Origin of the sequence: Paenibacillus rhizosphaerae (assembly GCF_014192015.1) — a bacterium.
Taxonomy (GTDB): Bacteria; Bacillota; Bacilli; order Paenibacillales; family Paenibacillaceae; genus Paenibacillus_AQ; species Paenibacillus_AQ rhizosphaerae.
In genome coordinates this window covers 448,513-470,781 of sequence record NZ_JACHXJ010000006.1, presented here as the reverse complement: position 1 = coordinate 470,781, position 22,269 = coordinate 448,513, and the positions used below count along the sequence as shown (strand labels likewise).

25 protein-coding genes and 1 pseudogene are annotated in these 22,269 nt (G+C 44.8%); 21 read left to right on the top strand and 5 right to left on the bottom strand.

The window, feature by feature from the left end; translation table 11 throughout:
• Positions 1–27: 27 nt before the first annotated feature.
• The 5 genes from FHS19_RS29780 (at position 28) to FHS19_RS29760 (ending at position 4,632) form a co-directional block, all read left to right on the top strand.
• A complete protein-coding gene (locus tag FHS19_RS29780; protein ID WP_183586105.1) occupies positions 28–1,119 on the top strand; it encodes an amidohydrolase family protein in 1,092 nt (363 codons plus the stop codon).
• Positions 1,116–1,478 carry a Rieske (2Fe-2S) protein gene (locus tag FHS19_RS29775; protein WP_183586103.1) on the top strand — a complete coding sequence of 121 codons (363 nt, stop codon included), beginning with the start codon at positions 1,116–1,118 and terminating at the stop codon, positions 1,476–1,478. The genes FHS19_RS29780 and FHS19_RS29775 overlap by 4 nt, the downstream gene beginning before the upstream one ends.
• Before the next feature lie 310 nt (positions 1,479–1,788).
• Positions 1,789–2,454, top strand: a complete 666-nt coding sequence (locus FHS19_RS29770) for a TetR/AcrR family transcriptional regulator (RefSeq protein WP_183586101.1) — start codon at positions 1,789–1,791, stop codon at positions 2,452–2,454.
• Between the two features lie 112 nt (positions 2,455–2,566).
• Positions 2,567–3,244: a pentapeptide repeat-containing protein gene (locus tag FHS19_RS29765; RefSeq protein ID WP_246426889.1), complete on the top strand. Its 678-nt coding sequence runs from the start codon at positions 2,567–2,569 to the stop codon at positions 3,242–3,244.
• Positions 3,245–3,453: 209 nt separating this feature from the next.
• Positions 3,454–4,632 (top strand): serine hydrolase domain-containing protein, encoded by a 1,179-nt coding sequence (locus tag FHS19_RS29760; protein ID WP_204797587.1) that lies wholly within the window; start codon positions 3,454–3,456, stop codon positions 4,630–4,632.
• Positions 4,633–4,810: 178 nt separating this feature from the next.
• Here FHS19_RS29760 and FHS19_RS29755 read toward each other — a convergent pair whose 3' ends face one another.
• From FHS19_RS29755 to FHS19_RS29745, 3 genes are read right to left on the bottom strand one after another with little or no spacing between them, the layout of a single operon-like run.
• On the bottom strand, positions 4,811–4,948 hold the full coding sequence (locus tag FHS19_RS29755) for a hypothetical protein (protein WP_183586099.1): 138 nt from the start codon (positions 4,946–4,948) through the stop codon (positions 4,811–4,813).
• 21 nt (positions 4,949–4,969) lie between these two features.
• Entirely contained in the window at positions 4,970–5,578 is a 609-nt protein-coding gene (locus FHS19_RS29750; protein ID WP_183586097.1) for a TetR/AcrR family transcriptional regulator, read from the bottom strand.
• A 57-nt stretch (positions 5,579–5,635) separates the two neighbouring features.
• The gene (locus tag FHS19_RS29745) at positions 5,636–6,889 is read right to left on the bottom strand and encodes a cytochrome P450 family protein (protein WP_183586095.1); all 1,254 of its coding nucleotides are present in this window, start codon (positions 6,887–6,889) and stop codon (positions 5,636–5,638) included.
• Positions 6,890–7,322: 433 nt separating this feature from the next.
• Between FHS19_RS29745 and FHS19_RS29740 the strand changes: the two genes are divergently transcribed.
• Together FHS19_RS29740 and FHS19_RS29735 are read left to right on the top strand one after the other, a co-directional pair.
• Complete coding sequence (locus FHS19_RS29740; protein ID WP_183586093.1) at positions 7,323–7,943, top strand: PadR family transcriptional regulator; 621 nt, start codon at positions 7,323–7,325, stop codon at positions 7,941–7,943.
• A gap of 60 nt (positions 7,944–8,003) precedes the next feature.
• The gene (locus FHS19_RS29735) at positions 8,004–8,906 is read left to right on the top strand and encodes an alpha/beta fold hydrolase (protein WP_183586091.1); all 903 of its coding nucleotides are present in this window, start codon (positions 8,004–8,006) and stop codon (positions 8,904–8,906) included.
• Positions 8,907–8,923: 17 nt separating this feature from the next.
• Here the strand turns inward: FHS19_RS29735 and FHS19_RS29730 are convergent, their stop codons facing one another.
• Positions 8,924–9,094 carry a hypothetical protein gene (locus FHS19_RS29730; RefSeq protein WP_183586350.1) on the bottom strand — a complete coding sequence of 57 codons (171 nt, stop codon included), beginning with the start codon at positions 9,092–9,094 and terminating at the stop codon, positions 8,924–8,926.
• Between the two features lie 319 nt (positions 9,095–9,413).
• Here FHS19_RS29730 and FHS19_RS35815 point away from each other — a divergent pair, with 319 nt between their 5' ends.
• The 8 genes and pseudogenes from FHS19_RS35815 (at position 9,414) to FHS19_RS29695 (ending at position 14,352) form a co-directional block, all read left to right on the top strand.
• A complete protein-coding gene (locus FHS19_RS35815; RefSeq protein WP_204797588.1) occupies positions 9,414–9,719 on the top strand; it encodes an SDR family oxidoreductase in 306 nt (101 codons plus the stop codon).
• Positions 9,720–10,102: 383 nt separating this feature from the next.
• A complete protein-coding gene (locus FHS19_RS35410) occupies positions 10,103–10,234 on the top strand; it encodes a hypothetical protein (protein ID WP_281382605.1) in 132 nt (43 codons plus the stop codon).
• A gap of 27 nt (positions 10,235–10,261) precedes the next feature.
• On the top strand, positions 10,262–10,807 hold the full coding sequence (locus FHS19_RS29720) for a dihydrofolate reductase family protein (protein ID WP_183586089.1): 546 nt from the start codon (positions 10,262–10,264) through the stop codon (positions 10,805–10,807).
• A gap of 398 nt (positions 10,808–11,205) precedes the next feature.
• A complete protein-coding gene (locus FHS19_RS29715; RefSeq protein WP_183586087.1) occupies positions 11,206–11,901 on the top strand; it encodes an SDR family NAD(P)-dependent oxidoreductase in 696 nt (231 codons plus the stop codon).
• Between the two features lie 445 nt (positions 11,902–12,346).
• Positions 12,347–12,421 (top strand): annotated as a pseudogene (locus FHS19_RS29710) (phosphotransferase-like protein); the annotation flags it as partial.
• 72 nt (positions 12,422–12,493) lie between these two features.
• Positions 12,494–12,796 (top strand): hypothetical protein, encoded by a 303-nt coding sequence (locus tag FHS19_RS29705; protein WP_183586085.1) that lies wholly within the window; start codon positions 12,494–12,496, stop codon positions 12,794–12,796.
• Positions 12,797–13,053: 257 nt separating this feature from the next.
• Complete coding sequence (locus tag FHS19_RS29700; protein WP_183586083.1) at positions 13,054–13,659, top strand: dihydrofolate reductase family protein; 606 nt, start codon at positions 13,054–13,056, stop codon at positions 13,657–13,659.
• A 24-nt stretch (positions 13,660–13,683) separates the two neighbouring features.
• Positions 13,684–14,352 carry a Type 1 glutamine amidotransferase-like domain-containing protein gene (locus FHS19_RS29695; RefSeq protein ID WP_183586081.1) on the top strand — a complete coding sequence of 223 codons (669 nt, stop codon included), beginning with the start codon at positions 13,684–13,686 and terminating at the stop codon, positions 14,350–14,352.
• A gap of 514 nt (positions 14,353–14,866) precedes the next feature.
• Here FHS19_RS29695 and FHS19_RS29690 read toward each other — a convergent pair.
• Positions 14,867–15,469, bottom strand: a complete 603-nt coding sequence (locus tag FHS19_RS29690) for a TetR/AcrR family transcriptional regulator (protein ID WP_312887376.1) — start codon at positions 15,467–15,469, stop codon at positions 14,867–14,869.
• Positions 15,470–15,649: 180 nt separating this feature from the next.
• On the opposite strand from FHS19_RS29690, the gene FHS19_RS29685 reads away from it, so the two are divergent.
• The 6 genes from FHS19_RS29685 to FHS19_RS29660 all read left to right on the top strand — a co-directional run bounded on the left by FHS19_RS29685 (position 15,650) and on the right by FHS19_RS29660 (position 21,981).
• On the top strand, positions 15,650–16,792 hold the full coding sequence (locus FHS19_RS29685; protein ID WP_183586077.1) for an FAD-dependent oxidoreductase: 1,143 nt from the start codon (positions 15,650–15,652) through the stop codon (positions 16,790–16,792).
• Positions 16,793–17,083: 291 nt separating this feature from the next.
• Positions 17,084–18,271, top strand: a complete 1,188-nt coding sequence (locus tag FHS19_RS29680; RefSeq protein ID WP_183586075.1) for an MFS transporter — start codon at positions 17,084–17,086, stop codon at positions 18,269–18,271.
• Positions 18,272–18,510: 239 nt separating this feature from the next.
• Positions 18,511–19,071, top strand: a complete 561-nt coding sequence (pssA, locus tag FHS19_RS29675) for a CDP-diacylglycerol--serine O-phosphatidyltransferase (protein WP_183586073.1) — start codon at positions 18,511–18,513, stop codon at positions 19,069–19,071.
• Between the two features lie 27 nt (positions 19,072–19,098).
• Complete coding sequence (locus FHS19_RS29670; protein WP_183586071.1) at positions 19,099–19,584, top strand: DedA family protein; 486 nt, start codon at positions 19,099–19,101, stop codon at positions 19,582–19,584.
• An 891-nt stretch (positions 19,585–20,475) separates the two neighbouring features.
• Positions 20,476–20,742: a CD3324 family protein gene (locus tag FHS19_RS29665; protein ID WP_169091327.1), complete on the top strand. Its 267-nt coding sequence runs from the start codon at positions 20,476–20,478 to the stop codon at positions 20,740–20,742.
• Positions 20,743–20,898: 156 nt separating this feature from the next.
• Positions 20,899–21,981, top strand: coding sequence for a nucleotidyltransferase domain-containing protein (locus FHS19_RS29660; RefSeq protein WP_183586069.1), 1,083 nt, complete (start codon positions 20,899–20,901; stop codon positions 21,979–21,981).
• Positions 21,982–22,269 lie beyond the last annotated feature (288 nt).

The window sequence follows — 22,269 nt, the reverse complement described above, 5'->3', positions numbered from 1 at the left end:
AAGATTCAAATCAAAGGGGGGCATGGAATGCGATCCGCATCGTTTATCGTTGATGCTGACATCCACAATGCGATCGACAAACTGCAGGACTTGTTGCCTTATTTACCGAAAGTATGGCACCAGCAATGGCTCGAAAGTGGAATCGGTGTGCACGGGCAGTATTATTCGCCCGTAGGTGTATTGCGTCAGGATGCAAAGCCCGACAATGGCGCCACGCCCGGAAGCGATCCGCGGTTTGTCCTGCAGCATTATATGGAACCGTTTGGAATCGATTACGGCATCCTAACGGGTGGGGGAGAACAGGGCCTTTCTCTTCACGCCGATCCGGACTATGCGAATGCCGTAGCTGCCGCCTTCAACGATTGGCTGGCGGACCATTGGCTTAGCGTCAGCCCGAAATTCAAAGGCTCCATTCAGATTAACCATTCCGATCCGGCCGAAGCCGTCAAAGAGATCGACAGGATGGGGACGCATCCGGGCATGGTGCAGGTCGTTATGGGAAGCGGAGCGCGTATGCCGTACGGCAACCGCTTCTACCATCCGATCTACGAAGCGGCAGAACGGAATGGACTGCCGGTCGCCATTCATCCGGGCACGGAAGGGAAGGGGATATCCGGCGCCCCGACACCGGCCGGGTACCCGACCCGGTATATGGAATGGCACAATATTCTACCTGCGAATTTTATGACTCATATCAATAGCCTGGTATGCGAAGGGGTGTTCGAAAAATATCCGAAGCTTAAATTTGTGGCGATCGAAGGCGGTATAGCCTGGCTGCCCCATTTGATGTGGCGCATGGACAAAAACTATAAAGCGCTGCGCGATACCACGCCGTGGCTCAAGCGTCTGCCATCCGAGTATATTGTGGAGCATGTGCGGGTAACAACGCAGCCGATCGAAGAACCGAAGCAGCCGGAACATCTGCTGCAAATCTTTCAGATGATGCATGCCGAACAGATGGCCATGTTCTCATCCGACTACCCGCATTGGGATTTCGACAACCCGAAAGTCGTGCTGAGAAGCCTCCCTCACCCGTTGAAAGAGCGTATTCTGGGGTATACCGCGGCTGAACTGTACGGCTTCCCGATCCCGGAGGCTAAGGGGGCGGGTCCCGCATGAGAGTGAAGGTGGCGGAGCCAGATGCGATCAGCGACGGCGGCAAACTTATCGTAAAAGTGAAAGAGATGGAAATCGGCCTGTTTCGGATCGAAGGTCAATACTATGCGTGGCGTAACGTTTGCCCGCATGCGGCCGCGCCGGTATGCGCGGGAGCCATTCGAGGGACCCGGCTTCCTTCCGATGTGTACGATTATTGTTACGGATTGGAAGATCGAGTGCTGCGGTGCCCATGGCACGGCTGGGAATTCGACCTGAAGAGCGGTCAACACCTGGCTCCAGGCAGCGACGCGAAGCTGCGTGGTTATCCGGTGGAAACCGACGATACCGGGGTATATGTTGTGTTGCGTGAGCGGAATTGAAGCTTGGTTTTCGTAAGGATATGATTCCTTAGCCGTTTTTTTCTTTTAGCAATATAAGTGCTTGTCAGAACCAGACGACATAAAAACAAGCAGACTAAACAAGATAGACGTTTGAAGGCAGCCGACCCAAAGCGGCTGCTTTTTTCATTAAGCTAATGGGCAGGATCGTTTAATTACACCCTCGTCAGCAACGACCAAACCCTGTCATAGAACGCCCAAATCAAATAATTTTGTTTTTTGGTGTTGACATTAAAAGGATGATTGGATATATTTGTTACATACCAACCGAATGTATGAAAGGAGAAGACGAATGGCAAGGAATAAATATCCTGAAGAAACAGTCAACCAAATTCTAACCGTGGCTCTTAACCTGTTCATACAAAAAGGATACGAGCAGACCTCCATTCAGGATATCATTAATGAGCTGGGCGGGCTGACAAAAGGGGCAATTTACCATCATTTCAAGTCGAAGGAGGAGATCCTGCAGGCTGTCACCGACCATTTGTTCCAAGGTGTTGATGATATGCTGTCCGGTGTCCGGGACGACAAGGAACTGAACGGACGGGAAAAGCTTCGCAAGATTTCCCTCGTCGCTCTTGACAATCCCGCCCAAGACGAATTGGCATCGGTGGCACCGAACCTCTTGCGCAATCCGAAGATGCTGGCGGCACAGATCGAGAACATCATCGATAAAGCCGTACCCATCTATATCCAGCCCATCATCGAACAGGGTATGCGAGACGGATCGATCCGAACCGACTATCCTAGGGAGCTTAGCGAAGTGCTGATGATTCTCACCAACATATGGCTAAACCCGGCGGTCATCCAAGCTTCGCCCGAGATGATGTTGCGCAAGTTAAGGTTATTCGATGAAATATTGAAAGGCCTGGGGCTTGATCTGTTCGATGAACAAATGTTTCTACGACTCGAGGAATTGTCTCGTTTGTCAGCTAGAGAAGTCAGCAAAGAAAACTAAACTGCCGAAAGGCAGCTTATTTTTAAGCCTATACATACCATCGGTTGGTATGAATAGGTGAGCAAGGTTCAAACGTGTGTTAGAAAACTTATTATAAGGAGTTGTAAATGTAATGAATCAGAAATTGACAATGAACACCCGCTCGTTGGAACAGCAAGTCGTGACCAACTTTAGCGGAAGCAACCTGGCGAAGAGTGACTTAGCGGGCGTTACGGCCCATAAAGGACAGTTTAAGGGTAGCGCGCTCTCCGGTTCCGACTTTTCGGGCGCGGATTTGACCGGCAGTACGTTTAAGAGAAGCGACGTACGCAAAGCTAACTTTGACGGCACGAATCTGACGGACTGCAACCTGTCTGCACTTGACCTGGCAAATGCAAGCTTCAATAAGTCGATTCTTGTACGAACCAACTTCAGCAGCGCGAATCTTAACGGAGCCAAATTCACGGACGTAAGGCTGACTGACGTCACGTTAACGACGACGGATCTTAAAACAACGTTATTTGAAGGCTGTTTATTTGACGGGGTTGACTTCAAGTACTCAGATCTGAGCGGGCAGCGTTTCGACGGACAGACGTTTATCGGCGTAAAGTTTGACCGAGCGGGATTAAGCAACGCTTCGTTTAAGGGCGCTACATTAAATAATGTTTCTTTCCACCCGGGGTTTACCTTTACTAAGAAGTACTATCGCATGATCAAAACGATCTGCTTTGACGGCGCGATGATGGATAAACTGACATTTGCTGCTCTCAAAGGCATGGATGCTCATTTGTCAAAAGTCACAGTCATTTAAGGGAGGAGATCCGATCAAACCAAGACCATTCAAGCAAAAGGACTGCAAAAATCCAACAAGCAGCTCCAAGTGCTGAAAGGTGACGTTTCGGAGCCTTCTATAGTGAAAGAACACAAGCGGATACTTTGATAAAGGAAAACGCCAAGCCGGGAGAAAACTTATATTTTAAAACAATAGGACTGATAAAAAAGTAAAGTGAGGGAAACGAAATGGAAAAGAGAACAACAGAAGATTTTAGTTCGTCAGAAAATATGAAGGGAAAAAGATTTGCTGCGCAGGATCGCCCGGAGCTGCAGAAGGCCATCCAGGAGATCGTCGATTCCGGTTTCCTCGGGGTGCAGCTGCGCGTGCACGATGAGCAGGGCGAATGGGTCGGCAGCGCTGGGGTGAGCAGGCTGGGCGAGGAGGCGAAGCCGCCTACAAACGGGCACTTCCGGATAGGCAGCAACACCAAGACCTTCACCGCGACCGTGGTGCTGCAATTGGTTGCCGAGGGCAGGATCGGGCTGGACGACCCGGTGGTAGACCACCTGCCTGAGTTCGGGATGGACCGGCGGATCACGGTGCGGATGCTGCTGCAACACACCAGCGGGGTGTTCAACTTCACCGGCGAGTACTACGAAGACGGGACGGTCGTGCCGGGGATCCCCTGGCAGGGCCGGGAGTGGGTAGACAACCGGTTCAAGACCTACCGGCCGGAGGAGTTGGTACGGCTGGCATTGTCCAAACCGGTGCGATTCGAGCCGGGAACGGACTGGAGCTATTCCAACACCAACTATGTGCTGGCCAGGCTGCTGATCGAGAAGGTCACCGGCAGCTCGCTCGCCGAGGAAATGCAGCGGCTGATTCTGGGGCCGCTTGGGCTGTCGGGTACCGTGGTACCCGACACCCAGCCGGATATCCCCGAACCGCACGCCCACGCCTACTACCGGTACGAGGACGCCGGCGAGCAGAAGACGGTCGACGTCACCCGCCAGAACCCCTCCTGGATCTCAACCGGCGGTGACATGATCTCGACCACCCAGGATCTTCACACGTTCATCTCCGCGCTGATGGGCGGCAAGCTCCTCCCAGCCGCGCTGCTGGCCGAGATGTGCAAGCCGTATCCCAAAATCGGCTATGGTTTGGGGGTGTTCGTGCAGGACGCCGGCCCGAACGGCGACGGTACCATCATCACCCACAACGGCGGCATTTCGGGCTACGCGGCACTGATGTACAGCACGCCCGACGGCAGCAAGACCCTGACCGCCTCCTTGAACTATGTGGACGATGTCGCAATGTCCCTGGCAGTGGCGTTCCAGAAGGCGACGCAGAGGCTCGTCGAGGAGGTGTTCGGCGGCGGGCTGGCCGGGTCGGCTGACGCGACCGAGCCGGCCAAACAGGGCTGAGCACCGTGGCAATACTTTTCGATCGCGGCGCGAACACGATCGATCTTATAACCAAAAAGATATCTCATTGGGATCCGACAAATGAGTTGAACAGCAAGCAATGAACCTGAGGATTAGAAGTCGGTATAAAAAGTGCGGGCAGCTCCGTATTCGGAACTGCCCGCACTTTCCTATCGGATCATTCGTTTCCTGCGGTCGTCCGGATCTTCGCGGCGTGGGTACGCCGGATAAAGAAGCTGATGACGAGCGCCAATACGGCCAGGCACAGGCCGACGAAGAAAGCGTTGTGCAGGCCCGCGACCATCGACTGAAGCATTTCAAGCGGATTCGTCGGGTCTTAATTTTTTATCAAATAATTTATGAACATGTCTACTGATGGATATATATATTCTTTATTGAAGCTGCGACTGGTAAATGCTATACCTTGATAAATACTGTAATAGAATAAAGCAAGTTCTTGAGGGTTTCCCTCAGTGAAATAACCATTTTTCTGTCCAGAAGAAATTAAACTCGATAATGTATCGATCATCCTTTTCATGGATGCCTCGTAACCGGACTTTACATCTGGGTTCAGTTCATTTTCTGAAAAACTTTCGATCTGACTGAAGAGAAGCAATGCATCTGTTGTAGAGGGATCTTGTTTCAGATTATCTAATAACGCTCTTGTACCCTTAATCAAGACTTCTTTTTCACTTCCCGGCTGTTTAAATAGCTCTGAAATTTCATTAAAACTGGGTACCGCTATTTCGATCAACCTATTCATTATTTCTTCTTTAGAAGAAAAATATCTATAAGTCAATCCTTTACTAATGCCAGCGTCATCCGCTATGTCCTGGATTGTCGTTTTAAAAAAAGTCTTATGGGCGAATAGTTTCGTCGCAGACATTAAAATTTTTTCGATTGTCTCGCTTCTCATTGCTTCGAAACGTTCTCTTTGTTTGCTCAAAAGTCGGTTCACCTCTTCCGTATGACTAAGACGACCGGTCACTACACTATTACAAGGTTAGAAGATCATCGGAATGCTTGCAAGAGAACGTATTGCACTTTTGTTATAAATGAGTTGCTCCGGTCTGATTGCCAGGCGTAGATCGGGCAGCCGTTGAAGCAACGTGCCGAAGGCGATCTGCCCTTCCAGGCGTGCAAGCGGAGCCCCCAAACAATGATGGATTCCCTTGCCGAAGGCAAGATGCTCATTTTCTTCCCTTGTAATATCCAATACTTCGGGATTAGAGAACTTCTGTGGATCAAAATTGGCGGCGGCCAGAGTGAACAACATCATTTCGCCTTTGCGGATCGTTTTACCATGCATGGTCATATCCTCACCGGCAAAACGGTAACTATACATGATTGGTCCGCTAAAGCGCAGCAACTCTTCGATGGCGGAAGGGAGCAAGGAAGGATTGTCCCTTAGCAGGCGCGTTTGCTGAGGATGCTGAAGCAACGCTAGAATGCCATTTCCAATCAGATTGGTCGTGGTCTCATGTCCGGCAACAATGAGTAGCCCGATCGTGGATAGAAGTTCGTTCTCACTTAACTGATCTCCTTCTTCATATGCGTGCACGAGGGCACTCATCACGTCCTCGCCGGGATGTTTGCGCTTTTCGTCCAGCAATGTTTTGATGTAATGAATATACTCTTGAAGTGCTTTAGCAAGTTCAGCATTCTGACTCGGATCCGCATTACCGCTCATGAGTTTATGGGTCCAGTCGCGAATTTTGTCTTGATCGATCGCGGGTATTCCCAGCATCTCTGAAATGACCCTAATGGGAAGCGGAAAGGCAAAATCCGTTATAAGATCCATCTTTCCTTGCTCTATCACTGCATCTAATAATTCGTCGGCAATCTGTTGAATACGAGGACGGAGATTCTCGATCATATGAGGGGTAAAGGCTTTGGCTGTCAACCTGCGTAAACGGGTATGATCAGGCGGGTCGACCTCAAGCATATTCGGCATATTCATCGTCCATTCAAACTGTTCTTTCATGGATGGGCTATCATTTATGGATTGTTGTTGATTTTGCAAGGATTGTTGTTGATCTTGTGACGATACGAGCTTCCGCATATCCTTGATAAAACGGGGGTCTTTCAGTATGGTAACCGCATCGTCATGCCTCCAAGCGATCCATGCCGGTCCCATACCATAATAATCATCAAGACGAATAAGAGGTTCTTGCTGTTTCGCAAGTTTCTTATAGAACCCAATGACATCGCGTAACGTTTCTGGCGAGTTCAAATCGTCAATCGCAATCTTTACCATTTCATTCACTCCCATTCATCATTAAAAGTCTGCTCAATTAATGACTGAACATATAGTCACTATAATCTGTTGCTGGTAAAACGTCAACACGGATTTTCTCAACATGACGGACAAGAATAAGAAGAATCCTCTGCATGGGACGAAACTTAAATCAAGGACAAGTAAGTTGGCATGACACGTGCCATGCCTTCCTGATCCTTCTACTTACGCTAACGGGATACGATAGTTCAATAAGAACACGAAGGCAGCCGTAATGATATCGATCGGCTGCCTTCCCCACGCTAACGGGCAGCTTAGTTCAACTAAAAAGTGTGTTAAATGATTTTCCTAAGCGCATGATAATCCAGGAACCAGCTCAGCTGGTAGCCTAATTTTTTATGGGGAGCATGGAAATCATTGACATAGTTATAAACGTAATAGTATTATTATAACTATGAAAAACAAAACCACTAAACCTCAACGATCACCTCTTGCGTTAGCCGTTCTTGCCCATCTTGCCGAGGAACCTATGCACCCCTACAGAATGCAGCAGCTGATCAAAGAAAGAGGAAAGGATGAGGTCATTAACGTCCGTCAGCGTACCAGTATTTATCAGACCATTGAACGCTTGCTGAGGGATGGACTCATTTCGGTTCGGGGAACCTTACGCGAAGGAGGGCGTCCCGATCGGACAGTTTACGAATTGACCGAGGAAGGAAGGGAAGTATCGAAAGATTGGCTTCGAGAGATGCTCTCGACCCGATCTCAGGAGTATCCGGATTTTCCTGCAGCAATCTCTTTTCTCACCCTTCTGACACCAGAAGACGTTCTGCGGCAATTCGAGAAAAGGGAGGTCGCTCTTCAGGAAGCCGTTCAACACGTTGATTATCAGCTTCTAAATTACAAGGAGAACGTTCCCCGTTTGTTCATGTTGGAGGTTGAGCATAGCCGTGCCTTATTGAGGGCTGAACTTGAATGGCTACGTGCTGTCATCGAGGATTTCCGTACGGGCGAACTTTTCTGGAGCGAGAATTGGATACGCGAAGTAGCAGAGCGACTGAATAATCAAGAATAGCATGGTAGAGATATGAATATGAAGTTATGAAAGCTAACTTTTGAGGAGGTATTATGAATCATGAATGCACTCCCTATTCAATCCAGTTCAACCAGGACGGAGCCGTCCTATAAAGTCGGCTCGGTAATCTCCAGAGATGGAACCGTCATCGGTTATCGCCAATTTGGTCAAGGACCAGGCATAGTAATCGTACATGGCGCAAATTTATCTTCACAAAACTTCATGCAGCTCGCGCAGCGGCTAGCCGATGCGTTCACGGTATACGTACCTGACCGCCGAGGTCGCGGTCTTAGCGGACCTTTCGGTGAAGATTATAGTATCCGAAAGGAAGTCGAAGATTTAGAGGCACTCCTTACTCGAACAGGCACTTACCATGTCTTTGGGATTAGCTCGGGGGGGCTCATTGCGCTCGAAGCTGCTCTCACCTTGCCCGCTATTCGCAGGGTAGCTCTCTATGAACCCGCACTGTTGATGAACTCGGCACGGACGGAATGGCTTGCTCGTTATGACCAGGAGATCGCCCAAGGCAAGACGTCCGCCGCTCTCGTCACATGCTTGAAAGGTCTGCAATTGGGGGGAGCGGTACTTAATGCCATCCCTCGCCGGCTTCTCGAGTTCATGACAGACAAGATGATGGATAGCGAAGACAAGAAGGCGAAGTTGGACGACGTAACCATGAGAATACTGGCTCCGACGCTGCATTATGACGGGCGGTTACTCGTTGAGATGACCGGGAAGCTGGATCGATTTAGGGCTTTGAACACCGAAGCGCTGTTACTCGGCGGTAAAAAAGGCTTGATGTACCTGAAGCCTGCGCTCGACGCATTAGAGAACATGCTGCCTCAAGCTAAACGAAAGGAATTGCCCGGACTTGATCATGGCGGACCGTGCGATATTAGCAATACCAATAGAGGCGGCAAGCCGGAATTGGTGGCGCTGGAGTTACGGCAGTTCTTTTCCTAAGAGATTAGCCTTCAGGATTACACTATACCAGCCTCATCCTCGAGCTCTTTCATATAATCTCGGAATCGAGCTAAAGCTTTATTCGTATGCTTAAAACGAAACACTTTACCTCTAGGCCGGCCTTTATCCAAAAAAGCTTGTGCCATACTTTCTCCTTTAAACACATCCAGGCCAATGACTGGATTCACAAACATCATCCTTTTCTCCGTATTCGCCGGCAATCCCTAACTTCGCAGACTCACAGCATCGCGCGTAATTCGGGATCGAGGTCCCAACCAGCCTAAACATGATCTCTACGAAGGGGTGGACAGTATAGCTCACGGGATCTGTGTCCCAGGGGAACGATCGTCCTACCCGCTACCCGTAACATTACGACCTAACTAAAATGAGGTCGACCAGAAAGTTCTGGTGACCTCATAATACGAACGGAGAACGATAGTTGAAAAAACGACCAAGACGAAGCTGCCGGCGCTGATCGGTAGCTTCATTACGCTAACGGGCAGGATAGTGTATAATTCTAGGTTTGGCCGGCAACTAGCGGTTGAGGTTGGCCCACAGAGCATCCGTGTCGTTTGTCTACGTTCGGCTGGCTCTCCTGACGCACCCGGGGTGGACGAGGTCTTCCGACGTCATGCGGACAATGCCGGCATTTCCCGTGAAGAGTTTGAGGCAGGTATCGCTGAAAAAACACTACTAAAGCGGCTTCCAAGGCTCGCCGAAGTAGCGAATGCGGCCGTCCTTATGGCCTCAGATCGAGCCAGCGCGATAACTGGAGCTGTGGCAAATGTGACCTGTGGTGAAATTGTCGACTAAACGAGTGAGAGAGATTCCAAATCGTACGAACGTATGCAGAAACCATGTAGTACGTAAAGTATTCATCTCAAGATAAAATCAACTGGGTGCCACGTTACACTAACGGAGAACGATAGCTCAATAAAAACAAGAAGCCAGCCGATCACTTTGACCGGCTGGCTTTATTCAACTAACGGGCAGGATAGCGTAACATATTGCAACTTCTAGACCGCAAAGCTTTAGTAGCGGTGCTAACTTGATATTCAAAAAGAGAAAAATGTTTAAGTATCGTATCCAAACTTTTTTCAGGGAAAAGCAATCCATGAGAAATCTGTTCACATGTCTCAAGCTAAAATATAGTTCGTGAACAACGAGAAATACAACTGCGGAAGGATAACCAAGTAGTGGAAGTAAAGAAAAATAATTTGGGACTTATCTTCGCAGGACTGATGCTGGGCTTGTTTATTGCGTCCGTCAACAATACCTGGTACATGTCAGCATTTCTCGCGCTGACGTACAATCAGACAGACGGATAGTATTGAAAAAACTAAAGGAGAATGTAAATGAGAAAAGTAGTTGTATCTGAGTTTGTATCGCTGGATGGTGTCATGGAGAATCCGCAGTGGACGATCCAATTCCGTAGTGAGGAAACAAAGCAATTCAAGTTCGATGAACTGAAAGCAAGCGACGCTCTTCTGCTTGGACGCGAAACGTATGTTAATTTTGCAGCGGCTTGGCCTAATTTGATCGAGCAGGAAGGGGAATATGGCCGGATGATGAACAGTTACCCCAAGCACGTGATTTCAACAACGCTGGAAAAAGTGGAATGGAACAATTCATCGCTGATCAAGGGCAATATCACGGAGGAAATATCCAAGCTGAAGCAGCAGCCTGGTAAGGATATTTTGGTATTTGGGAGCTGCGCACTCGTTCAAACGCTGATGCAGCTTGACCTCATCGACGAATATCGGCTCATGGTTTTCCCAGTTGTGCTTGGAAACGGAAAACGTCTCTTTGGAGAAGGGATCGATAAGAAGGTGCTGAAACTGGCGGAAACAAAGACATTCGGTTCAGGTGTCGTTGTTCTGACTTATCTTCCGTCGAGATAAGATTGATCAGTCAACTACGAGCTTGAGGGAAAACCGCCTTTCGGCAACATAGCGTGATGCTAGAAGAAACTTAACAGATAGAAAAATCATGTTTATTGGCTTTGAATTTGTTCTGCTTGGATTTATCTTTTCAACGATTGTAGATTTTCAAAGTCTTTATCCAAGCTTATTTTGCATTACAATTCTACTTGGAATGGCTATAAGCTGTATTGGTTCGTATGGCGACTTCTCTTTTGTTTATTAAGCTAACGGGAAACGTTAGTTCAACAAAATGAATGAAAGAGCAGTTTTGCCGGCGGCAGCTGTTCCTTTTATTTATCAAGCTAACGGGCAGGAATATCTAATAACGAATCGAAGCAATAGATGATCGCCAAACAAATGGAAAGAGGGGGGAATATATGAGAGCCTTTATTATTACAGGTACGTCTCGTGGTTTGGGTTATGAGATCTGTAAACAGCTTATTCGGCGTAACCATCTTATCTTTTCAGTTGCAAGAAACCATAATGACTCTCTGATCGAATTAGCAGCTCAAAACGATTGTAAATTACACTTTGTGAAATATGATTTACAAAACACAGAGGGCATATCAGAATTAATTAGAGGAATAATGGAACGAGTTCATGACGAAATCGAGTCGATCACATTGATTAATAATGCGGCTCAAGTAACACCTTTAGGGAATATAGACAATTGCAAACCTGAGGATGCAGCAAAAAGCATACTAACAAACTTACTAGCTCCGATCTTGTTAACCCAGGCTTTAATAAACCAAACGGATGAGAGGAATGTCCATCGAATAATTGTCAACGTATCCTCTGGTTCCGCTAAAGATGCGACAGCTGGTATGAGCTTGTACTGTGCTTCAAAGGCTGCTTTAAATATGTTCACGTCCTGCATACAATTGGAGGATCATAAATCGTTAACCATATACAAGGTAGATCCGGGTATGGTTGATACCCCTATGCAGGAAGTGGCACGAAACCAAGAGGGACTAGCAGTTGCGAATTTTTTTAAGGAAGCCAAAGAAAAGGGTGCCTTGAAATCTGCGGAAGATGCTGCGAAAAAAATTGTTAGAAGGGTTTTAGCTTCTTAGAGTGAAATTTAAGCTAACGAGGAACGATGGATCAATCGAAAAGAAAAAGAAACCGGCCAGGCTGCTTTTCCCTAACTAGCGGGGAGTAAAGCGCAAGAAGGCAGTGGAATAAAACACAGCACATCCAGCTATTCGCACTCGCTATCAGGCTTATCTTGAGTTTAACGGAGCAGTAAATTACATAGAGTATGTAACGAACCCCGAGTTCCTAATCAAACACCAAACACATATATCGAAGTAGATTGTTTCTTGTGACACCATATTACCGGAGGACAAAAACTTAACCAAGCCAAAGACAAAACCTTCTGTACCGATCTTTACGCTAACGGGCAGGATGGTTTAATCGTTTCCTCGAATAATATTTTATCAGTTGGATAATTAATGAAATTAGTGAATATAACGTTGTCTGAATGGTACGAAAATCTTATAGGTGAGGGTGATTCGCTTGAAGCAAGGATTGATTGTGTTCTTAAACGGAACTTCAAGTTCAGGAAAGACGAGTATTTCAATGGAACTGATCTAACGGGCAGTTTACCACAAATAATATGCATTGTACTGGGAACATACAAATACAGGAAGCAGGTGGGGACACTTGGTAGCTGAAGGTCAGCCTAATCGTGATTTTTTTGAAAGATTGTTTTATCTGTCTCAACACGGGTTTAATGTTATTTTTATATTAATACTCATCGTTATTGTCGCGGGCTTGGTGGCGGCGATCTTGTTTAGAAAAAACTTAACAGATAAAAAAATCATGTTCATTGGGTTTGAATTTATTTTGCTTGGATTTATCTTTTCAACAATCGTAGATTTTCAAAGTCATTATCCAAGCTTATTTTACATTATAATTCTACTTGGAATGGCTATAAGCTTTATTGGATTAATAAAGAAAGGGTAAGCAAAAGATAATGATCATGGAGGAGTGGACTTCGTATGGCGACTTCTCTTTTGTTTATCGGACTAAAATGAAACGTTAATGTAACTAAATAAATGAGCAGTCTGCCGGCGGCAGCTGCTCTTTTTTATTTATCAAGCGGATGAGAGATTAATTAGCAATCTGTAAGAAACAATCCGAACTGAAATGCCCTAAAATGTAGTTAAAATAGACAACTATACCTATGAACAAATTTAATTTTGAAAGGAATGAACAACCAAATGGGAAATCTTGTTGTGCACATGTTCATGACCTTGGATGGCATAGTCCAATCTCCCGGGTCGCCCAATGAAGATCGTGAAGGCGGTTTCGACTACGGCGGATGGCAGGAACCGTTTCGGGATCCGGTGACAGGACAACGGATCGCGGCTGATTATGCGAGCCTCGATGCTATGTTGATCGGACGTAAAACGTACGAAATCTTTGCGTCGTACTGGCCGCAGGCGCCTGACACCAACCCGTTCACCAAGCTGATGAACGAGAAACCGAAATATGTCGCATCCCGGACATTGACCAGCGTCGATTGGAATAATACACAACTGCTCGACGCGGATGTGACCACAAGTGTGCCTTTGTTGAAGGAGCGTTACGAGGAGGTGCATGTCGTCGGCAGCAGCGATCTGGTCCAGACATTGTTGCGTCACGAGCTGATTGATCGAATGAACATCTGGCAGTTTCCAGTAATACTCGGAGAGGGAAAACGATTCTTCGGCGATGGAACGATACCGACGGCTCTGCAATTGCTTGAATCCAGAGCGTTCTCCAAAGGCACGGTTCTATCGCGCTACACGCTTGCGGGAAAACCGTCTTTTGGCAACATGGGGTGAGATGCTACACAAAGGAGTGAGGTTATGAAATTTCTGCTCACATCTGCAGGCATCACGAATAACAGCATACATGATGCGCTGGTTGACATGCTGGGCAAGCCCATTGCCGAGTCTAGCGCCCTCTGCATTCCCACCGCGATGTACGGACACCCCTGGGTCGGCCCCGGCGTCAAAACCTGGCAGTTCATCAGCGGGAATTCCGAGAATCCCATGGTCGACCTGGGCTGGAAGTCCGTAGGCGTGCTGGAGCTCACAGCGCTGCCAAGCATCGCCGAAGACCGCTGGGTGCCGCTGGTCCGGGAGATAGATGTACTGCTGGTGTCGGGCGGCGACGCCCTCTACCTAAGCCACTGGATGCGGCAATCCGGGCTGGCAGACCTCTTGCTTTCGCTGCACGCAGTATATGTGGGAATGAGTGCGGGAAGCATGGTGATGGCCCCAAACATTGGGGAAGACTTCGTTGGCTGGATTCCACCCAACGGTGGTGATGAAACGCTGGGACTCGTTGATTTTGCCATGTTTCCGCATCTGGATCACGAGATGCTGCCGGGAAACACCATGGCTGCTGCTGAGAGATGGGCCGCCGGGATGCAAGGGCCAGCATATGCGATGGATGACCAGACCGCCATCAAAGTGATTGACGGAGCAGTCGAAGTTGTCTCCGAAGGGCATTGGAAACTGTTCTCGCCCTGATATTAATCCGACGGTTTACATATCATTGCTGGAGCCGTAGTGGTAATCATTACGGTAGGTGTAGAGGTGCATTAGTCGAAAGGGTATGTGGATTACTTTATTCAACTAACAGGAAACGATAACTCAATGAAGACATTGAAAGCAGCAGGTTTTTAGATCGGCTGCTTTTTTTCATTAAGCTAACGGGCAGTTTAGTACAAACAATCATTATTATAAATGTGTAGATTGTGGCACAACCCCAAAAATGTAAGACGACAAGATCATATATGCTTAATAGCTGCGTAGCTGCGGCTTTTTTTGTCATAACGAAATAGACAAGAACATACATGGTTAACCGTGGTTGATAAGGAATACCAACTACAGAGGTGCTTGCCTGAATAATGAAAACGTTGTTCGGTTACTAGAAATATAAGGAAATGGGTTATTTCGAGGTAATGGAGAATAGTTCTAAGCACCATAGTTTATTTATAAGTAATCTGTATATTCCATTTTACCCGCTTCAGGAACGAATTACTTAGGCCTTGATACCATGTAAAGCAACATTAATTGCATCTTTAAATAGAACCTGTAGGTCCTCTGAATCATAGCCGAAAATAGGGGAGATACTTAGATTGGAAACGAGATTATAGAGAATAACGCTGACATTATCGATATTAATATGCCTTGCAAATTCTCCGCTTTCTTTACCTTCTATTAGTAATAAACGGATGATGTTAAATTCCGGTTCGAACAATTCTAATATTGAGTTTGCAAGAGGAAATTCCTTTGTAGAGGCAACATATTCTGGGATGGTTTTCGTTAATGGTTGCTGCATCTCAATCCCATATAACTTGCCCCATAAATGCAATTTATCTATAGCAGTCGCTTCATTATTGGAGAGTTTGTTCCATTTTTCAACGAATGAAATTGATGCTTGACTGATGCAATATAAATAGAGATCCTCCTTATTCTTAAAGTGATAATATACAGTTCCTTTGCTAAGTTTAGTTTCTGATCTTATGTCCTCCATGGATGTAGCCGTGTATCCCTTATATTCAAAAATCTTTGTTGCTTTATCCAGAATCAATTTCTTGGTCTCGTTACTTTTCCCTCCAGTAGGTCTAGCCAATTGTCTCACCCTTGTCATAAGTTAATATGTCTTCACACTTATAGTATTATAAAAACAAATTTGTTACAAAAGAAATTTGACCGATCGTCCGAATAAAATTATAATGATGGCATAGGATGAATCAGGTCCTTTTTTTTTAGGAGTATTCGGATGAACGTCCGAATAATTTTTCGAAAGGAGTTTTCGAAAATGACTAAGAAAGTAATTATTGTTGGAGGAGGAATAGCAGGATTAGCAATGTCGCTATTCTTGAAAAGAGCAAATATTGAGAGTGTGATTTATGAACAAACGACTGTGTACGGTAAAGTAGGAGGGCACTTTGTAATTCACCCAAGCGGAATTCAAGTTCTGAAGGAATTAGGATTAGGTGATGCATTAAAGAAAAATAGTCATCAAATTACTGACTTTAAAGTTATGGATAAAGAGGGGAACCCTTTATTTGAGGACATAGAAGTAGATGGAGAAATAGAGGAAATGCCATATTTAATTAACATTGCACGTTTTCATTTAATCGATATTCTTTATCAAAAAGCTGTTGAACAAGGAATAGAAATCAATTTTGGTAAGACTCTAAAATCATTCATTGACGATAAAGAGCATATTCAGGTTTTCTTTGAGGATGGAACGGAAGCTAAAGGTGAATTACTAATTGGAGCGGATGGAGTACGTTCTAGAACAAGGTCAAGTTTGTTCCCATTTCCAAACTATCCTCTAAAGTATGCGGGTAAATGGGGAGTATACGGCATGGTTGATCTTGACAAGCTTGGCGAGCACAAGGAATTCTTTGCTTCAGAGACGTCGTTAATGTATTTTCACGAAAATTTCAACTTCTTTGTATCGAAACATCATCCGACAGATAATGAAATTTCATGGTCTATGATTGTTAACGAGGAAAGAAAAATCCCTAAGAAACATTTTGAAGAAAAATCAATTGAACAGTTCAGATCAGATTTGGCCAACAGGTTCTCAGATTGGGATGCTCCGATCAAACATTTAATTGAGAACACGGATAATTTCATACCGAAGCAGTTGTTTAGAATCGATTTAATGACTCAATATTCACACGGAAGAGTAGCATTAATTGGCGATGCACTTCATACGGCTGATCCAAATGCGGGAATGGGTACTACCTTGGGATTAGAAGATGCACTGTACTTATCTAAACTGCTTAGAGATCATGATTATGAAGATGCATTTTATTACTATGAAATCGATCGTAAGGATAGAGCGGAAAAGGTTTTTAATAGTGCTTCAATATTAGATAATCTCAATTTAGAGAACACAGATGATTATGCGTTCTTTGGAGAAGGACTTAATGTAAGTTGGGATTAAAGTGTATAAGTGTATTTAAGCAAAAGTCATAGGAGTAACATGTAGATTTTTTTGCAATATATCGGACGAACGTTCAAATAACTTTGATGTTAACTCACATCAAGAATTAGCAGCCGGGCGTATGTTCGGCTGCTGGACACATTGAAGTAAGAGGTTTAGTTCGTCGTTTGGTTTTCATTAAGGGGGCTAAGTTCCGTAATGATTTATAACGAACGTTCAGTATATATAGGTTGATCTTTGTGTGGTGATATTAGGGTCATAAGTTCAGCTATTTGAGTGGAGAGATGATAAATGAATCTTTTGTTTAGAAACAATGGAGCCTTAGGCTTACTTATGGTTAATATTTTTCTTGCTATGGCTGCTTATGGGTTAGTTGTTCCTGTGATGCCGACTCTAATGCGGAACCTGGGACTAACTGGGGCAAGCGTGGGGTATCTAACGGCGGCTTATGCAGTCACACAATTATTATTTTCGCCATGGGGTGGAAGACTGGGTGACACCATTGGCAGAAAAAAAATAATCGTTGCTGGTTTAGCCCTGCTGGCTATTTCAGAAGCTATTTTTGGATTTTCCTCTTCCGTATACATGCTATTCCTGTCCAGACTGCTGGGCGGGGCAGGGGTTGCCCTCATTTTCCCTGGGATTATGGCATTTACAGCAGATATAACCACCGAGAATGAACGCGCCAAAGGGATTGGCTATATATCGGCTGCGATGTCGACCGGTTTCATTATCGGCCCGGGATTAGGCGGTTTTTTAGCGGAGTATGGCGTTAGAGTTCCTTTTTATGTTGCTGCAGCGTTGGTCGGATTTGTGGCTCTGCTGTCGATGATGGTCTTACCGGAATCTATGAAAAAGGCTCATCATATTGAAACTCGTTTGGCTATGGAGAGAGAAGGGCTCATTCGTCAAATATGGCAGAGTCGAAAAGCCCCATACTTTGCAACATTGATCGTGTTACTTGTACTTGGGTTTGGTCTTTCGAATTTTGAAACTGTCTTTGGACTGTATTTGGATGCCAAGCATCAATTCGGTCCTAATGATATCGCACTAGTTCTGACAATCGGCGCCGTTGTGGGTGTAGTCATTCAAGTTGGTCTGTTAGATGTGCTTGTAAAGAGATTGGGTGAGATGAAGGTCATGTATCTAAGTCTTGCACTTGGTGGGGCGTCGATATTTATCATACTATTCGTTCACTCCTATTGGGCTATTACTATTGTTACAACTCTCATCTTTGTTTTCTTTGATCTGATTAGACCTGCAGCTAGTAGCCTGCTGTCAAAAGCTGCCGGAGATAGACAAGGGTATGTAGCGGGATTGAATTCAACATTCACAAGTCTTGGAACAATTATTGGCTCCGTGGCATCTGGAATACTATACGATATATCACTTTCGCTGCCCTATATAGCTGCTGGTACTACATTTCTCCTGTGTCTTGTTGGGCTGAAGATTCATCAAGGAATAAAGCAATCTGCATAAATTATGTGTAATACAGTCATTTGACTGATATTCGTAAAGATGGTTGGAAAGATTCTAAGTTATTAGATATTCTCTTAGAGACCATGATATAGGGACCCGGTCTTATGGCTCATATTGATGGTAATGAAGTGAATTCATTGTCATTATACCGCGTGATAAATCCAAAATCTCAATTCTAACACCTACTTGATGATATTACGATCAAACAATATAATCATGCAATTTAAGGAGGGCAAGCAATGTATAATGAAAGATCGGTATCCGTTAACAAAAGAAGAAGAAATTTCATCATATGGATACCATCGTTTCTTACACTTGGGAACATGAGCTGTGGGATCTTCGCAATCTTGATGTTGTGGTGGGATAAAGAAGCTACGGTATTACTAATCATGATAGGAATGATATTTGATTTTCTGGATGGATTTGCTGCTCGTAAGCTACATGCAGAAAGTCTATTTGGTCAAGAACTTGACTCGCTGTGTGATATTGTGACGTTTGGTGTTGCTCCAGCATTACTAATCTACGTTGAAACACTTCATTATCTGAACATGATAGGTGTGTTACTTGTAGCAATATTTATTATATGTGGTGCAATTCGTTTGGCGCGATTTAATATACAGGCAGGTCAGAAGAATGACTTCCTAGGAGTTCCAATTACAATTGCTGGGGGTTTGTTGTCTATTTACACTCTATTAGCCCCGCAATTGAAAACCAGTCTTACCATAATTGTTGTCATTTTACTAAGTATTCTTATGGTTAGTCGAGTTCCTTTTCCGAGTTTGAAGAAGTGGTTAAAATGATCAGATTTTAGAAAGAAGGAACACTTTATGGATTGGGTTGCAGAGGTCATTGGACAGTATGGTTATGGGGCCATCTTTTTACTCTTGGCAATAGGGATTGTCGGTATTCCGATCCCTGACGAAATCATGATGGTGACCATAGGATATCTTTCTTCACTACATGTATTAAGCTATCCGCTCTCAGTGCTCTTTGGCTTTTTAGGGACAATCACTGGAATGACGGTGAGTTTTTGGATTGGTCGAAGATTTGGGAAACCGCTCTTACTTCGGTTTGGGAAATATCTCCTTCTCACTCCAAAAAAGTTGGAGAAAGCGGAAAAGTTATTCGAACGGTATGTGGGATGGACAATTATTTTTGGATACTACATTCCTGGCATACGTCATTTGACATGCTATGTCTCAGGAATCAGCGGGATTAATTTCAGAAAGTATTTCATTGTTTCAAGCGTAGGTGGTTTTATATGGTGTCTTATCTTTGTGACAATCGGATACGTAGCTGGTGGAGCAATATGAATTATTGAGTAACTCGAACCACCATTGTAATACGACAAGAACATAAACGCTTAAAAGCCGCGTAGCTACGGCTTTTTTTGTTTTAACGATAGAAGTTCTTGTCAAAACCCTGCGACCAGAACAAATATCGTTTGCCGAGACAAGAACGTATATGGTTAACCGTGGTTGATAACGATTACACAATACAGATGTAGTTTTTAGTATTGTAAATACGTGGCTGATCGAAAAGAAGAACCGAGTGGCTGATGCCCGCATAAACAGAATTACAAATCTAAACTGGCTTCAGGTCATTAAGCTAACGGGCAGGATAGTTTAACTCTTCGGAGAAAAGCCAGAGTAGAAATTCGTTTTGTATCATAATTTCTTAATGATCCAGCCGTCTTCATAGGTATCAGTCTTCTAGTGCATACATGAATCCTCACTGAGCCAGAACTCCTGTTGATCCACAGTATGCGCAAGTCGAATTTGCCGTATGAGGCACCGTACATCAATTGGGAACGGACCCCGCAAACAGCTGGGGGATTCATCCGGCGGTTCTTGAAGCAAGACCTCGGTTCAAGCACCTCTCACACAGGGAGCAACTGAAAGTGCTTCGGCTGGGACTTCTAATATATGCGTGCAGCCGTTTCAGCCATAAAAGACATGGTTCACAAACACTTGAAAACAAGCTCTGATATAATAGCAGATAGCAGGAATCTATTTTCTATGGAGGTGAGGCTATTGAAAACAATCGGGGTAGGATTCTTACATGCATGGCTCTATGCAAAGCCAGTGAAGGATATGGCAATGCTTTGCATAGAGTTTAGGAACAATCACATTGCCAACGACGAATCGTAACATTCATCTAACTGGCTTTGCCCTTATTGATTCATTAAATAAGGAGTGAGGCACGTGAAATATTCAAAAGCCGAGTTTATTTTTCCGGAAGAATTGCTTCGTATCATTCAAGAATACGTTCAAGGCGAATTGGTTTATATCCCAAAACCCAAAGAGGCACACTTAAAATGGGGCGAGAAAACACGCAGCAAGAGTATGGTCTCTGCTCGAAACGCCGAGATTAAATCCCTATTCCGCAATGGAGTCAGCATAAGGGAGCTGGCGGATCGGTATTTCTTGTCCTGCGAAAGCATAAAGAAAATTATTTATAAAAAGAACTAATAAAATCCGCTAAATCGTCATATCGACGGTTTAGCGGATTTTGTGCAAAGATGAATTAAATCAACTTATACATAGCAACCGCAACTCTAAATCGATAGACTCTAGTTGAGGTTGTTGTGATAAAGGACGACCGGCTCATACGAAGGGGTGTAACGAATGAACGAAATCATAAAGAAGAAGCTGCTGGACAAAAATGAACTGCTGATCAACATGGTGATCGAACGCGCAAGAAGAGATTTTCTAGACGATATCGCAATTATTGGGCTTACTGGTTCGTTTAGCACCGGGGACTTTCACGAGAAAAGCGATCTTGATTTAATTATCATTAATAATACAGAAAGGGGATGGCAAATATCCGATTGCTTCATCTTAGATGACGTCGGATATGACATCTATTGCACGCCATGGGATACAAGAATACAAGAGCAATCCACCTTGGAGAGTCCCAACGTATCGAGCCTAACTGAGCTCAAAATTCTTTATTATGCAAAGCCTGAGGATTTGGAGAAATTGAACGACTTCAGGCAAAAAGCTCTTGATGCGCTTGCGGAGCCGATAGGAGAAGCATGCCTTAATCGAGCAATAAAATGGATCGATCTGGCTAAGCAAGCATACAGCGATACGATGCTGGGTGAAGATATCGGTTCAGTGCGACATGCATCTGCCGGCGTTCTGTACAATCTGGTCAATGCCTTGGTCAGCATGAATAACACGTGCATCAAACGAGGAGCAAAGCGGTATTTGGAAGAAATACGCTCGTATCGCTATGTTCCGGATGATCTCGAATCCTTATACATGTCAGTCATCGAAGCTCATACCATTGAAGATATCCGAATTGCATCTTTTAATATGTTGAATAGTGTAACGAAGTTACATAGCAAGATGTGTAATAACTTCATTGTTAAACCTGCTCCGACTTTTGATAATTTGAAGGGAACTTACGAAGAATTGTGGTGCAACTGCCGCAATAAAATCTTGAACAGTGTTAAAACGAACGATGCCTCCTATGCCTTTCTTTCGGCCTTTGGAGCACAACGATATCTTGATGAAATGGCTGCGGAGAAAGGAACCAAGAAATTTGATCTCATGCAGTACTTTGATGCAAGTGATTTACCAGTAATGAAAGAGAAGTTCCTTGAAATGATGGATGAATATGTAGTCGAATATGGTAAGGTCGGCAGAGAAGTCGAACGTTTTACAACCTTCGAGCAATTATATGCCCATTATATGAATCAATGATCTTAAATACCCGTTCAAAATAAGGGAGCAGAATGCCGAGGGCCGGCAGCTGTTCCTTTTTTATAATATCAGAAAGTATAAACTCCAGAGCCATTGCTTCCTGATATTGCAAGAAAAACTTCCTTTAAACGCGGTCTGTCTTCTTTGAAGGTACGTCGATAGACGTTTTTCTTATAATATCAGAAAGTATAAAACTCCAGAGCCATTGCTTCCTGATATTGCAAGAAAAACTTCCTTTAAACGCGGTCTGTCTTCTTTGAAGGTACGTCGATAGACGTTTTTCTTATT